This is a genomic window from Acidimicrobiales bacterium, from assembly GCA_035294085.1.
In the GTDB taxonomy this organism is placed as follows: Bacteria; Actinomycetota; Acidimicrobiia; order Acidimicrobiales; family Bog-793; genus DATGLP01.
Window position 1 is genome coordinate 94,609 of the sequence record DATGLP010000026.1, and the last position, 13,633, is coordinate 108,241.

Annotated in this window: 14 protein-coding genes; 8 read left to right on the plus strand and 6 right to left on the minus strand. The window is 74.5% G+C overall.

The genetic code is table 11. From position 1 onward, the window contains the following. The first annotated feature begins 9 nt into the window (after positions 1–9). A complete protein-coding gene (locus VKV23_09510) occupies positions 10–1,320 on the plus strand; it encodes an ABC transporter substrate-binding protein (protein ID HLI16272.1) in 1,311 nt (436 codons plus the stop codon). A 76-nt stretch (positions 1,321–1,396) separates the two neighbouring features. On the opposite strand, the gene VKV23_09515 is transcribed toward VKV23_09510, so the two are convergent. Both VKV23_09515 and VKV23_09520 read right to left on the minus strand, forming a co-directional pair. Next, positions 1,397–2,491 (minus strand): GNAT family N-acetyltransferase, encoded by a 1,095-nt coding sequence (locus VKV23_09515; GenBank protein HLI16273.1) that lies wholly within the window; start codon positions 2,489–2,491, stop codon positions 1,397–1,399. Positions 2,492–2,673: 182 nt separating this feature from the next. Then, on the minus strand, positions 2,674–2,904 hold the full coding sequence (locus VKV23_09520) for a DUF6457 domain-containing protein (GenBank protein HLI16274.1): 231 nt from the start codon (positions 2,902–2,904) through the stop codon (positions 2,674–2,676). A 341-nt stretch (positions 2,905–3,245) separates the two neighbouring features. On the opposite strand from VKV23_09520, the gene VKV23_09525 reads away from it, so the two are divergent. Further along, on the plus strand, positions 3,246–3,620 hold the full coding sequence (locus VKV23_09525) for a hypothetical protein (GenBank protein ID HLI16275.1): 375 nt from the start codon (positions 3,246–3,248) through the stop codon (positions 3,618–3,620). Positions 3,621–3,677: 57 nt separating this feature from the next. Here VKV23_09525 and VKV23_09530 read toward each other — a convergent pair whose 3' ends face one another. Beyond that, entirely contained in the window at positions 3,678–4,271 is a 594-nt protein-coding gene (locus VKV23_09530; protein HLI16276.1) for a hypothetical protein, read from the minus strand. Positions 4,272–4,344: 73 nt separating this feature from the next. Here VKV23_09530 and VKV23_09535 point away from each other — a divergent pair, with 73 nt between their 5' ends. Both VKV23_09535 and VKV23_09540 read left to right on the plus strand, forming a co-directional pair. Further along, the gene (locus VKV23_09535; protein ID HLI16277.1) at positions 4,345–4,542 is read left to right on the plus strand and encodes a hypothetical protein; all 198 of its coding nucleotides are present in this window, start codon (positions 4,345–4,347) and stop codon (positions 4,540–4,542) included. Between the two features lie 18 nt (positions 4,543–4,560). Continuing rightward, positions 4,561–6,063 (plus strand): cytosine permease, encoded by a 1,503-nt coding sequence (locus VKV23_09540; protein HLI16278.1) that lies wholly within the window; start codon positions 4,561–4,563, stop codon positions 6,061–6,063. A gap of 7 nt (positions 6,064–6,070) precedes the next feature. Here the strand turns inward: VKV23_09540 and VKV23_09545 are convergent, their stop codons facing one another. Both VKV23_09545 and upp read right to left on the minus strand, forming a co-directional pair. After that, complete coding sequence (locus VKV23_09545; GenBank protein ID HLI16279.1) at positions 6,071–6,721, minus strand: phosphoribosyltransferase family protein; 651 nt, start codon at positions 6,719–6,721, stop codon at positions 6,071–6,073. Between the two features lie 47 nt (positions 6,722–6,768). Next, positions 6,769–7,491, minus strand: coding sequence for a uracil phosphoribosyltransferase (upp, locus tag VKV23_09550; GenBank protein HLI16280.1), 723 nt, complete (start codon positions 7,489–7,491; stop codon positions 6,769–6,771). Between the two features lie 48 nt (positions 7,492–7,539). Here upp and VKV23_09555 point away from each other — a divergent pair, with 48 nt between their 5' ends. Both VKV23_09555 and VKV23_09560 read left to right on the plus strand, forming a co-directional pair. After that, the gene (locus VKV23_09555) at positions 7,540–9,309 is read left to right on the plus strand and encodes an ABC transporter permease (protein HLI16281.1); all 1,770 of its coding nucleotides are present in this window, start codon (positions 7,540–7,542) and stop codon (positions 9,307–9,309) included. After that, positions 9,306–10,058 carry an ABC transporter ATP-binding protein gene (locus VKV23_09560; protein HLI16282.1) on the plus strand — a complete coding sequence of 251 codons (753 nt, stop codon included), beginning with the start codon at positions 9,306–9,308 and terminating at the stop codon, positions 10,056–10,058. Before VKV23_09555 ends, VKV23_09560 begins: the two co-directional genes overlap by 4 nt. Here the strand turns inward: VKV23_09560 and VKV23_09565 are convergent. Continuing rightward, positions 10,055–11,674 (minus strand): GMC family oxidoreductase N-terminal domain-containing protein, encoded by a 1,620-nt coding sequence (locus VKV23_09565; protein HLI16283.1) that lies wholly within the window; start codon positions 11,672–11,674, stop codon positions 10,055–10,057. The genes VKV23_09560 and VKV23_09565 overlap by 4 nt on opposite strands. On the opposite strand from VKV23_09565, the gene VKV23_09570 reads away from it, so the two are divergent. Next, on the plus strand, positions 11,673–12,149 hold the full coding sequence (locus tag VKV23_09570) for a YjbQ family protein (GenBank protein ID HLI16284.1): 477 nt from the start codon (positions 11,673–11,675) through the stop codon (positions 12,147–12,149). The genes VKV23_09565 and VKV23_09570 overlap by 2 nt on opposite strands. A gap of 101 nt (positions 12,150–12,250) precedes the next feature. Continuing rightward, on the plus strand, positions 12,251–13,627 hold the full coding sequence (locus VKV23_09575; protein ID HLI16285.1) for an FAD-dependent oxidoreductase: 1,377 nt from the start codon (positions 12,251–12,253) through the stop codon (positions 13,625–13,627). Positions 13,628–13,633 lie beyond the last annotated feature (6 nt).

Genomic DNA, 13,633 nt, shown 5'->3' on the forward strand with positions numbered 1-13,633 from the left:
AGACGGAGCATGCAGTCAGTGAGGTGCAAGAACCAGACGTGCGGCGCGGGCACGGCCCGCGCGAAGAGGGGAGTGAGCGCAATGAACGGGTCGTTGAGACGCAGGCTCGGGAAGGTGGGCGTCGCCGCGCTCTTGGCCGCGGCCATGGTCGCGCCGTCGGCACTGACGGCCGCGGCGAGCCCGCGCGCGAAGGCGCGCTACTCGCAGGGCGCGAGCGCGAAGGAGATCCTCGTCGGGTCCACCATGCCGCTCACCGGCGGCGCGGCCGTGGCCGGCGAGCAGTTCCGCGCCGGCATGCTCGCCGCCATCCAGGAGGTGAACGCGCACGGCGGCATCAACGGCCGCAAGATCGTGCCGACGATCCTCGACGATGGCTTCCAGCCGGCGCGCTCGGTCGCGAACATCCTCCGGCTCACCGAGCAGGACAAGGTCTTCGTCATCGACACGCCGGTCGGATCGGCCGAGATTCCGGGCAGCTACCCGCTCGTCAAGCAGACCGGGATCCCGATGTTCGGCCCGTACCTGCCGCCCGACCCGAACCTGCGGTCGGTCTTCCTGCTCGCGACGCCGCACGTCGCGCAGGCGCGCGTCATCATGGACTGGCTGGCGACGCAGAAGGTGAAGGGGAAGCGGGTCACGCGCGTCGCCTTCCTCGGCCAGCAGAACGACTACGGCGAGGCGGTCCTCCACGGCATGCAGCAGCAGGCCGGGGTCGACAAGCTGAAGATCGTCGCCGTCGGCTACACCCAGACGAACAGCACCGACATCAGCTCGGCGGTGCTCGCCGTGAAGGCGGCGAACCCGCAGGCGGTCGTGCTCGCCACCGACAACACCCAGTCGATCCTCGCCCTCCAGCAGGCGCAGCAGCTCGGCTGGCACCCGCTCTTCGTCGGCGACTCCTCGGCGGCCAATACCGGCACGCCCGTGGTCGTCCAACCTGCGGGGTCGGCCGCCAAGGGGCTCTACGGCGCGCTCGTCGCCGCGCTCCCGACCGGCAACTCGAAGGCGCTTCGCGTGTACCGGGCCGCGGTGAACAAGATCGACCCCAGCGCGACGTCGTCCGCCTACGCGCTGCAGGCCTACGCGCAGAACCTGATCCTCTTCGAGATCCTGCGGCGCATGGGCAACGACCTCACCTGGGCGAACTTCATCAAGACGGCGCAGTCGCTCAAGCACTACGACACGGGCCTCCTGCCGCCGATCTCCTTCGGGAACCTGCCCGGCGGCCACACGGGCTCTCACGGCGCCGCCATCGCCGAGTGGACCGGGTCGGCCTGGAAGATCGTCCAGAACTTCCGCAACCCGAAGAACAAGCGCTAGGAGGGGTCGAAGCGCTGGCGCGCCTGGCCCCCGGCTCGCCGCCGGGGGCCGGGTCGCGCGCCCGGCCTCGGCTCGGTCACCGGCGACCGGAGGCGCCGCTGCGGCTGCGCAGCCGGCCGACGCCACGCAGCGTCCGGCGGACCCCGGCGCGCACCCTCGGGTGCGCGAGGACGTAGCCCGTCGCCGCCTGGCGCGGGGCGCGCCAGGCCCGTCGGACGAGCGCCTCGAGGCAGCGGCGCTCGACGGCGCCGGCGAAGACGTCGTAGCGGGTCGTCGCGAGCGTGGCCTTGTATGGCTCGTCGCCCGGGCCGAGGTCGACCTCGCGCAGCCCGAGCGCGGCGGCGTCCTCGATCACGTGGTACCAGCGCAGCGTGCCCGGCGAGTAGCGCCCGAAGGCCGGGTCGTAGGCGTTGAACCAGGTGGCGAGGACGGCGTCCGAGCAGAGGGAGAAGTCGACGGCGATGACGGTGTCCCCTGCCGACAAGGTGGAGAGCCGGCCGCTCAGGTCGAGCTCGCCGGTCGCCGCGAGGAGCTCGACGAGCTCGACGACCCAGCGCCTGGCGAGGGGGTCGGGCCAGCCGCTGCGCCGGTACTGCGCGGACTTCCAGCGGACGAGCAGGGCGAGCGCGGTGGGGTCGCGGATCCCGCCTCGGAAGACGGCTGCGCCGTGGTGCTCGGCGAGGCGGCTCCGGCGCCTCTCGGCCTCCCGCAGGGCGTGCGCGTGCTCGAGGGTCGCGCGCTCGAGGTAGGCGTCGTAGCCGCCGGAGACGTCGACGGCATGGCCGGCGAGGACCCTCAGGCCCGCCGCCGTCGAGCGCTCGCCCGCCCGGAGGTGCTCGAACTCGATCGCGGCGAGGCCGCAACGGGCCAGCACTGCCGCGAGGTCGAGCGGCCGGCCCGGCGCCTGGACGACCGCCTCGATCCCCGCGAGGCGCGCCGCCAGGCCCGTCGCGATGCCGCCGCGGCGCACGGTCATCGGGACGAAGGCCACGATCGCTCCGTCCTCCTCGACGACCGCGACGCGCGTGCGGCGGTCGACGGCGTCGACCGCTCTGGCGAAGGTCGGCGAGCAGAAGGGGTTGGCGAGGTCGGGCGCGCTGGCCTGGAGCTTGTGCCAGGTCGCGACCTCCGACGCCCCGAGCTCGCCCGGGCGGAGCAGGCTCGCCTTCATGGTGCGTACGCCCGGCGCGCCGTGCGCCTGGAGCGTGCTGCGCCCGGCGCGTCCCGCGGCATGCGCCCCCTCCCGTGACGGCCGGCGCGACGTCTGCGCGCCCGCGCGGTACTTTCCCGGCGACGCGCGCCGCCATGCGCGGTGCTGGCGATCGCGCTCGTGGCGGGGCCCGCTGGCGCGCGCTAGCCGGCAGGCGGTCGCTGCGCGATGCCCCGGGCGAGGAGGAGGGCCTCGCGAGGATGGCGCCCGGCGCGCGCCGCGAGCCAGCAGGCGACGGGCGCCGCGGTGCGCTCGGAGGCGTGGGCGGCCGCGGCAGCGAGCGCGAGCAGGTCGTCGACCTCGTCGCCGGTCGGTGCCTCCGTCCCGAGCGCCTTGGCGAGGCGCGCCGTGAACTCGGCGGCGGTCATCCCCATCGTTCCCGCACCTCGCCCCCGCAGGTCCCTGCCGAGGGCGGCAGCATCCTAGCCGGGGCGTCCCGTGCCGTTTCGGGCGCGCGCGGCCGCGGGTAGGGAAGCGACGTGAAGGCCGGCGTTCGGCTCGTGACCGCTCGCTCGCCGTGGCGCGTCGCCGGGCCGCGCGGCGGCGCGCCACGCGCCTGTCGCCTCGTCCCGGCACCGTCCGGCCTCGCCGGCTCGCAGCGGTCCCGCGCTCCTCGCCAGCGGGAGCCGCCCGCCGCTCGCCGCCGGTCGTTGCCACCGGCAGCGAGCGCGCCGGCAGCCTCCACGGATCGGTCGGACCGAGAGGAGCAGGGCGGATGGAGCTGAGCAAGCAGACGTGGCGGGGAACCATGAAGCGGCAGTGCCGAGACCTGCTGGCCGGCCTCGGCCGCAGCGCCCGGGAGGTGGCGAGCTCGCTGGAGGCCGCCGGGGTGCGGGCGACGGCTCGCGACCCCGAGGGTTGTGCCGTCGCCGTGTACCTGCGGGCGATCCTCGGGGCCGACGAGCGCGTGCGCTCGCTGCAGGTGAGCGAGAGCAACGTCTTGATCCGGCCCTCCCCGCGCTGGCGCCTGGCCGTGGTGGTGCCGCTCCCCCAACCGGTGCGGGAGTTCATCGCCGCCTTCGATGCCGAGCGCTTCCCCACCCTCCTGCGGCGCGCCCGCCCGCCCGTCGCGCGCCAGCCCGTCGCCTAGGTCAGGCCAGCTGGACTGCCGCCGCCCCGGCCCGGCCGAGCCGGCCGGGGCGGCGGCTCAGGCCGGGCCTCGCGCCGAGGCCGGGCCGTCGAGCCGGGTGCGCTGGACGGCGTCCAGCGCGTCGCGCAGGCGGGAGATCCACGCCGCCTCGTTCTGGCGCACGAGCTCGACGCACCAGGCGAGCGCCTCGCTGCGGGAGCTCGCGACGCCGGCCTCGACGAGGGTGTCGAGGACCTGGCGCTGGGGGAGGCCGAGGCGCGTCATGACCGGGATCCCGGCCGACGTGAACAGCACGCTCAGCCCGCCGGCGCGCGCCCCCCACGAGAGCTTGCGACCGAACCGCTCCTGCGCGGCGCGTGCGAGGCGCAGCCGCTGCTCTCTGGTCTGCTCGCGGAAGCGCTCGATGCGCTCGCGCTCGCCGGAGGCTCCCGTCGTACCCTCGTCGTCGGGCAGGGTCCCGACGACGAGGATCTCGTAGTCGTCGACGGTCACTGCCGGCTCGCCGACGAACCAGCTGGCGTCGAGGCTCTCGGCGAGCCACGCGGCGATCTGGGCGCGCGCTTCGGGCGTCGTCGCCGAGCGTCCCCGGCGGTCGAGGTTGAGCGTCCAGTTCCTGCGGCCCCGCTCGGCACCGCCCGGGGGTGCTCGCATGGCTCCATCTTTGTGGACGGCCGCGTGCTGTCAAGTCCGCTGCGAGGCGCCCCGGGACGGTACGCTGCGACTCGTGGCCGACGACTCGGCGAGCCTCGAGCTCGCCTGCCCGCGCTGTGGCGAGCTCGTGCGGGAGCGCTTCTACGGGCCCTGCCGCCGGTGCCGGGACGAGCTCGCGGCCAGCCTGGCCCGGCCGGCGCACGCCGCGGAGCGCGTCGAGTACGTGCCGAGGGCGAACGTCGTCGCGAACCACGTGGCGACGAAGGACTAGCGGCCGAGGCCGGGCGTGGTGACGGCGACCGAGGCGGGGGTCGCGCCGGGCGACCGGGCGTTCCACGTCGAGGTGCACGGGATCGACCACATCCCCGAGTCCGAGCGCTGGGCGACGCCGCGGCACCTGTTCTGGATGTGGGCGGGGGCGAGCTTCCAGATCGAGTACTTCGTCTACGGCGTCATCTTGATGGCGTTCTTCGGCCTCAGCTTCGTCCAGGCCGTCGTGCTCATCGTCGTCGGCAACGCCTCGTTCCTCCTCCTCGGCCTGACGAGCCTGCAAGGTCCCGACGCGGGGACGACGGCCATGACGATCACGCGCGCCAGCTACGGGCCGAACGGCGCGCGCGTCCCGACGCTGTTCAACTGGCTCACGCAGGTCGGCTTCGAGACCGAGGGCCTCGTCCTCGTCGTCTACGCAGCGGAGGTCCTCGCACGCAAGGCGGGCTTCGCCCCCGGCACGCCGGCGAAGGTCGCCTTCATCCTCCTCGCCGTGCTCGCCCAGCTCACCTTGCCGCTGCTCGGGCACGCCACGATCGTGCGGACGCTGCGCGCCCTCACGGTGCCCTTCGTCGTCCTCTTCGCGATCCTCGCCGGCCTCACCCTCGGGAAGGCCCACACGGGCGTGGTGGCGCACGGCGCCGACTGGCGGGGGCTGAGCGTCGGCCTCGCCTTCACGATCGCGCTCGCGGGCCTCGGGTGGACCGAGAACGGCAACGACTACTCGCGCTACCTGCCGCGCCGTGCGAGCAAACCTGCGATCGTCGGCTGGGTCTTCCTCGGGACCGCCCTCCCCGAGATCCTCGTCATGACGCTCGGCGCGGCGGTCGGCACCTACGCGTCGGCGATCGCCACCGGGGAGAACCCGTTTGCCGCCTTCCTCTCCCCCCACGTCGTCGCCACGGGGTTCGTCGTACCGCTCCTCGTCGTGGCCATCTTGCAGCTGTTCGCGATCAACAGCCTCGACCTGTACTCCTCGGGCGTCACGCTCCAGACGCTCGGGCTGCGCGTCCGGCGCTGGCAGGCGGTGCTCGTCGACACCGTCATCGCCTGCGGCCTCACCGTCTACGCCGTGTTCGACTCCTCCTTCTCGACGCTGCTCAAGGACTTCGCCGACTGCGTCATCTGCTGGATCGCCCCGTGGATGGCGATCTTCCTCGTCGACTGGGCGCTGCGGCGCTTCCGCTACGCGCCGTCCGAGCTGCAGCGTCTGGACCCCGGCGGCCTCTACTACCGGCGAGGCGGCGTCCACTGGCCGGCGATCGTGGCGCAGGCCCTCGGCACCTTCGGCGCCGTCGAGGCGCTGTCGCAGACGTTCTTCGTGGGGCAGATCTCACGCTGGGTGGGCGCGGATCGCGCCGGCGTCTTCCCCGACTTCAGCATCTACATCGGCGTTGCCGTGGCCGCCGTGACCTACCTCGTGCTCGCCTGGCGCCGCCTCTCGGTCGAGGCCCGCCGGCAGGAGGAGCTGGCGCCGTCCCCCGAGGGGCTGTCCGCCCAGCTGACCGGCACCCGGACCTGAGCTCGCGTCAGGTCACCGGGAGGGCCGTGCCCGCGTCCGGCGACCCGCCGTCCCAGTCCTCGACGAGCGCGCCCGTCGCGTCGCGGCGGAATACGGGGACCGCCCCGAGGCTGCGCACGAGGTCGGCATCGGTGCCGAGCACGTCTCGCCAGCGCGCCGCCTCCGTCATGAGCGCCCCGATGGCGACCGGCTCGGCCCCGACCCGCCGGAGCAGCGAGAGCGCCGCCTGGGCGGAGGCACCGGTCGAGATGACGTCGTCGACGAGGGCGACGCGACGCCCTTCGACCGCGTGGACGCGCGCTCGGTCGAACAGGAGCCGCTGGGTGGCGCTCGTCGTGATGGACCGGACGGGCTCGGCGATGGCGTCGGCGAGGTGGATCTTCGGCGTCTTCTGCAAGATGAGGTAGTCGTCGAGTCCGAGCGCGCGCGTGATCTCGATCGCGAGGGGGATCCCCATGGTCGCGACCGAGGCGACGATGTCCACCCCGAGGGGCGCGAGCAGCTCGGCGAGCTCCTCGCCGGCTCGAGCGCTGAAGCGCACGCCGTGATCGACCGTGATGAGGAGCGCGATGGCGAGCCCGTCGGCGATCTCGACGACCGGCAGGTCGACGACCTGGGAGCCGATGCGCGCCTGGTACCTGCCGGCCGGGGTGACCACGGGGCGCGATGCTGCCCGTTCGGGCTCTCGCCCGCAAGGCGGCTCGCTCAGCGCGGCGGGGGGCCGAAGAGGCGGTCGCCCGGGTCGCCGAGGCCGGGGACGACGAAGCCACGCTCGTCGAGCTCGGGGTCGACCGCGGCGCAGGCGACGAGCACCTTCGGGTGGCGCTCGTGGAAGGCCGCGAGGCCCGGGCGCGAGGCGATGATGCTCAGGACGATCGGGCTCGGCGCCGAGCGCGCCTCGAGCATGGTGCAGACCTCACTCACCGAGCCGCCCGTCGCGATGACCGGGTGGCACACGACGACGCGCCGGTGGGCGAGGTTCGAGGGGAGGGAGTCGAGGTATACCTCGGGGCGCAGCGTCTCGGGGTCCCGTCGGATGCCGACGTGCGCCACCTCGCTGCGCGCCACGAGCGTGAGGAGCGCATCGACCATCCCGAGGCCGGCGCGCAGCACCGGGACGAAGAGGACGGTCTCGGCGAGCACGCGGCAGGAGGCGTAGCTCGCCACCGGCGTCGACACGAGGCGCTCCCGGGTGGCGAGGTCGTGCAGCGCCTCGTAGGCGACGAGGGCGGCGATCTCGCCGAGGCGCTGGCGGAAGACCGCCGCGTCGGTGGCGGCGTCGCGCACCAGCGCGAGCCGGTCCGCGACGCAGGGGTGCTCGACGACGAGGACGTTGGGTGCCTGCACCTGCCCATCTTGGCCGCTCGCGGCCATCGCCTGCCGGCGCACGGCGCTCTCGGCGAGCTCACAGGAAGAGCCGAGCCGCACCACAGGATCGCCTCGTATCGTCCCGCCGGGCTCGGATGGGAGGTTGCGATGCCCTCGTTCTCCTACGCCTGGAGCGAGCTGCGCCGGCGCCTCGGGCGCACGCTCGTGACCGCGCTCGGCCTGGCGGCCGGCGTCGGCCTCGTCATGGGGATCATCGGCGTCTCCGAGGGGCTCGGTGCGGCCCAGGCGAGCGTCCTGTCGCCACTCGGCTCGGTCGGCACGGGCATCATCGTGACGAGGACGATCGCCGCGACGACCTCGACGAGCGCCTCGTCGGGCCAGGCCTCCCCCTCGTCAGGGCCGCCGGGCGGCGGTCCGGGCTTCTTCGCCCGCGGGGTCGCCGGCGCGGCGGAGAATCGGCGCAGCGAGGCGACGCTGCTCAACAACAACGCGTCGGTCCTCACGGACCTCGCCAAGCTCGGCAAGCCGGGGACGCGCTTCACGCACGACTTCTTCCTGCCCGGCACGCTCATCACCTTCCCGAGCGTGGCCGTGAACGACGTCCGCGACCTCGCGGGGGTCACCTCGGCGGTCGGCGCGCTCTCCCTCCAGGCCCTGCACGAGACCGGGACCGTGCCCCGCATCGTCGCCTCCGTGCGGACCGGCGGTCAGACGATCAGCACCACGGTCCGCCCGCCGGCCCTCACGCGCGCGCAGCGCGCCCAGCAGTTCGCCTGCCTCGAGAGCGCCGGCCTGTTCAACGCGATCCGCCAGGTACCGCCCGGGCCGGGCGGCCCGAGCGGGCGCGGCGTGCGGCGGTTCTTCTCGATCAGCGACCTCGCCTCGAACCCGAAGTTCGCCAAGTGCTTCTCGGCAGCCGAGCGCGCCTACATCGAGAAGGTGGTCGTGCCCGAGCAGACGATCCGGGAGGTCCTCAACCCCCCGACGACGAACACCACGACGAGCTCCTACACCGTCGCGGGCGTCGACCCGACGAGCCCCGGCCTCGTCGAGCGGGCCCAGCTCGTCTCGGGGCACTGGTTCTCCTCGCACCCGGCCGACGAGGTCCTCGTCGACGCCGCCTACGCGAGCAGCCACCACCTGCGCGCCGGCCAGTCGGTCACGATCAACGGGCGGGCCTTCGAGATCGCGGGCCTCGTCAACCCGGCGCTCACGAACGACGTCGCCGACTTCTACTTCGACCTCGCGACGCTGCAGCAGCTGTCGTCGGCGAAGGGCTTCGTCAACGAGATCCTCGTGTCCGTGGCGAGCTCCTCGCAGGTGGCTCGTGTCGCGGCCGCGATCCACAAGATGCTGCCGGGGGCCACGGTGCTCACCGCGAAGCAGCTCGCCAACCAGGTGAGCGGCAGCCTCGCCAACGCGCACAAGCTGGCGAACGACCTCGGCGGCGCGCTCGCCGTCGTCGTCCTGCTCGCCGCCTTCCTCATCGCGGTGCTCCTCACGCTCTCGAGCGTGACCAAGCGCGTGCGCGAGATCGGCTCGCTGCGGGCGATCGGCTGGACCCGCGGGGCGGTCGTGCGCCAGCTCATGGCCGAGAACCTCGGCATCGGCGTCGTCGGCGGCCTCCTCGGCCTCGGGATCGGGGCGCTCATCTGCGCCGTGATCGGGGCGATCGGGCCGGGGCTGTCGGTCACCTCGACCGGGCTCGCCGTGGGCGCGTCGCAGGTCGGCAGCCTCGTCGGCCAGGCGACGACGAGCACCGTTACGAACGTCGTCCACCTGAGCGCCCCGGTCCGGGCCGGGACGATCGGCCTGGCCTTCGCCGGCGCCCTCGTCGGCGGGCTCGTGGCCGGCACGGCCGGGGGGTGGCGTGCCGCGCGCCTCGCGCCGGCCGTGGCGATGCGGGACCTCGGATGAGCGAAAGGACGCAGATGCACGAGATCACCGGCGACGCGACGGCGATCCCGAGGGCCGTGCCCGGCGCGCCCCTCTACGAGCTGGCCGGCGTCGAGCGCACGTACGCGAAGGGGGGGGTCGCCGTCCGCGCGCTTCGCGGTATCGACCTCACGATCGAGGCCGGCGAGACGCTCGCGCTCGAGGGCCCGAGCGGCTCGGGCAAGACGACCCTGCTCCAGCTGCTCGGAGCGCTCGACCACCCGAGCGCCGGGACGATCCGCCTGGACGGGCGGGACCTGTCGCAGCTGCCCGACCGAGAGCTCACGAAGGTCCGGAGCGACGAGATCGGGTTCGTCTTCCAGCAGTTCAACCTCATCCCGACCCTCACCGCCGAGGAGAACGTCGCGATCGCGATGGTTCCGGCGGGCATCGGGCGCGACGAGCGACGGCGCAGGTCGGCCGAGCTGCTCGAGCGGGTCGGCCTCGGCCACCGCCTCGGGCACCTCCCCTCGTCGCTGTCGGGCGGCGAGCAGCAGCGCGTCGCGATAGCGCGCGCCCTCGCCAACCACCCGAAGGTCGTGATCGCCGACGAGCCGACGGGCAACCTCGACTCGGAGACCGCCCGAGGCGTCCTCGGTCTGCTCGACGAGCTGCACGAGAGCTTCGGGGTCACCCTCGTGATCGCGACGCACGACGAGGAGGTCGCGGCGCGCGCGAGCCGCCGCCTGCGCATGCGCGACGGCGCGATCGTCGAGGACGGCGCTCGCTAGCGCTCGCAGCTCGCGGCGCGACCGGCCACCGCCGCGCGACCGCGCAGCAGGTCGGCCGCGCGCTCGGCGATCGCCACCGTCGCCGCGTGCGTGTGGCCCCGCGGGATCGCCGGGATGACGGAGGCGTCGACGACCCGGAGATGCTCGACGCCGCGCACCCGCAGCTCGGGGTCGACGACCGCGGCTGCGTCGCGGCCCATCCGGCACGTCCCGACGGGGTGGTAGAGGGTCTGGGCGTAGCGGTGGACGGCCTCGCGCACCACGTCGTCGTCCGCGAGGCTCCCGCCGGGCTGCACGAGAGGTCCGAGCACCGAGGCGAGCGGCGGCTGGCGGGCGATGGCGAGGCAGCGGCGTACGCCGGCGGCGAGCGTCCTCGCGTCCGCACCGGCGGGGTCGGAGAGGTAGCGGGGGTCGACGACAGGCGGGCGGTCGGGGTCGGGCGAGGCGATGGTCACCTCGCCGAGGGAGGCGGGCGTGAGCAGGACGGCGGCGAGCGTCACGCCGTCGCGCCTCGGCAGGCTGCGCCCCTCGTCGAGGAAGAGCACCGGCGCGAACAGCAGCTCGAGGTCCGGCAGGCGGAGCGTCTCGTCGCTGCGCACGAAGCCGTAGCCCTCGCAGATGTTCGACGTGAGCGGGCCGCGGCGCGCGAGCAGGTACCCGGCGAGAGCGCGCGGCGAGGTCGCCGCGGCGAGCGTCTCCACGCCCTCGGTCGCGTACGCGAGCCCGGCGACGAGGTGGTCCTGGAGGTGCTGGCCCACCCCCGGCGAGGGCGCGACGAGGTCGATGCCGAGGCGGGCGCACGTCGCCGGTGGGCCGACGCCCGAGCACAGGAGCAGCTGCGGCGATCCGATCGTCCCCGCGGCGAGGATGACCTCGGCGGCCGCCTCGGCGACGTGGAGCGACCGCCCCCGCCGGTAGACGACGCCGGTGGCACGTCGGCCGTCGAAGGTGATCCGCCGGCAGTGCGCCTCGGTGCGCACGACGAGGTTCGGGCGCCGCCGTGCCGGGCGCAGGTAGGCGGTCGCCGCGCTCACGCGCCGCCCGGCGCGCTGGTTGACGAGGGCGAGCGCGACCCCCTCCTCCTCCCCGGCGTTTCGGTGGCCGTTCGCCGGGATGCCCGCTGCACGCGCGGCGCGCAGCCAGGCGAGGGTGAGGGGGCTCGGATCGCGCTGGCGCGAGACGGGGAGCGGGCCGGAACGCCCGAAGCGCGCGTCGTGGTCGCTCGCGTCCTCGGTGTCCTCGGCGCGCCGGAGGTAGGGGAGGAGCGAGTCGTAGGACCAGGCCGGGCCCGCTTCCTCCGCCCAGCGGTCGTAGTCGTCGGCGAAGCCGCGGACCCACATCATCGCGTTCATCGCCGAGGACCCGCCGAGCATGCGCCCGCGCGGCCAGAAGATCTCGCGGCCCGCGACCTGGGGCTGGGGGGTCGTCCGGTAGGCCCAGTCGAGCGGTCCGCCGAAGAGCCGGGGGAACGCGGCGGGGATGGAGACGAAGGGGTGGCGGCCGGGCGGGCCGGCCTCGAGCAGCAGGACCGAGGTGCGGCGGTCCTCGCTGAGGCGCGCGGCGAGGACGCAGCCCGCGGAGCCGCCGCCCACGACCACGTAGTCGAAGCACTCCATGCCCCTCACCTCGCCCTCGCGGCGCGGTCAGACTAGGCGGGAGCGGCGTCCGCCGCCGGGGAAGGGAGGAGCCGTCGAGCGCGTCGAGCTGCGCATCGAGACCGGGACGCGCCTCGTCCACGACCTCACGGGGCCGATCGGCGCGTTCCTCGCCGGCCGCGGCGACGGGCTGTGCAACGTGTTCGTCCCGCACGCGACGGCGGGGCTCGCCCTGATCGAGACGGGTGCCGGGAGCGAGGAGGACCTCGCCGCCGCGATCGAGCGGCTGCTGCCGCGCTCGGCTCCCTACCGGCACCGCCACGGCCATCCGGGCCACGGCGCCGACCACCTCCTCCCGGCGCTCCTCGCGCCGTCGCTCACGCTGCCGGTCGAGGCAGGACGGCCGCTGCTCGGCACGTGGCAGTCGGTCGTCCTGGTCGACCCCAACGCCGACAACCGCCTCCGGCGGGTCGTCCTCAGCTACCTCGGCGGCTGACCGGCGTGCCCGGCGCGCGCCGGCGCGCGCCGATCGCCCCGGTGGCCGGCGTCCGGCGGCGAGTAGCCTCGGCGGCCGATGCGGGTAGGCCAGGTGCGCTCGTGAGCGTTCGCTTCGTCGTGATCGGCGCGGGGCCCGCCGGGGTCGAGGCCGCCGCGACCGGCGCCCGGCTCGGTGCGGACGTCACCCTCGTCGAGCGCGAGGTGGTCGGCGGGGCCGCCAACCTGCGGGACTGCATTCCCTCGAAGGCCATGATCGCCACCGGGGCGGTGCTCGACACCCTGCGGCGCAGCGCAGGCCTCGGCCTGTCGATCCCCGGCACCGCCGCACCCGACCTCGGGCGCCTGCGCGAGCGGATCCGGCGCATCTCCGAGCGCCTGGCCACCTCGATGGCCGACCAGCTCGAGAGCCAGGGCGTGCGCCTCGTGCGCGGCGTCGCCCGCCTCGTCGGCCCGCACGCCGTGGCCCTCAGCACCGGCGAGGAGCCGGGGCGAGACGAGCAGGTGGTCGAGGCCGACGCCGTCCTGCTCGCCACCGGCTCGCGCCCGCGCGTCCCCGAGTGGGCGCAGGTCGACGGCGACCGGGTGCTCACGACGCGCCAGGCGTACCCGCCGAGGACGATCCCCGAGCACCTCGTCGTCGTGGGATCGGGGGTGACCGGGGTCGAGTTCGTCCACATGTTCCGCTCGCTCGGCTCGAAGGTCACCCTCCTCGTCTCCCGCCAGCAGGTGCTGCCGCAGAAGGACCCCGAGGTGGCCGCCGCCCTCGAGGCCGACTTCCTCGAGAGCGGCGTGCGCCTCGTGAAGGGGGCGCGAGCGTGCGCCCTCGAACGGACCGGGCGCGGCGTCGCGGTGCGCTGCGAGGACGGTCGGCAGGTCGAGGGCAGCCACGTCCTCCTCGCCGTCGGCTCCGTTCCCTCCTCGGAGGGGCTCGGCCTCGAGTCCGCCGGCGTCGCGCTGAGCGAGGGCGGGTACGTCCCCGTGAACCACCACTGCCAGTCGAACGTCCCGCACATCTACGCGGCCGGCGACCTGTCCGGGCGCCTCCAGCTCGCGTCGGTGGCCGCGATGCAGGGGCGCAAGGTCGCCGAGCACGTGATGGGCCTGCACACGCGAGAGCATCGGCACCTCGACTACGACAAGGCGGCCTCGGCGATCTTCACCGAGCCCGAGATCGCCGACGTGGGCCTCGCCGAGGCGGAGGCCTTCGCCCTCGGGCGCAAGATCCGGGTGACGAAGGTCCCCTTCGCGACGAACGCCCGCGCCGTGATCGACGGCGACCCCCGCGGCTTCGTGAAGATCGTGTCGGACCCAGCGACTGGCGTCGTCCTCGGCGGCTCGATCGTCGGGACGCGTGCCGCCGAGCTGATCAGCGTGATCGCCCTGGCGGTGACGGCGCACCTGCGCGTCGACGACATCGCGGAGAGCCTCTTCGTGCACCCCGCCCTCGCCGAGGCGCTGGCCGCCGCGGCCGAGTAGCTCCTG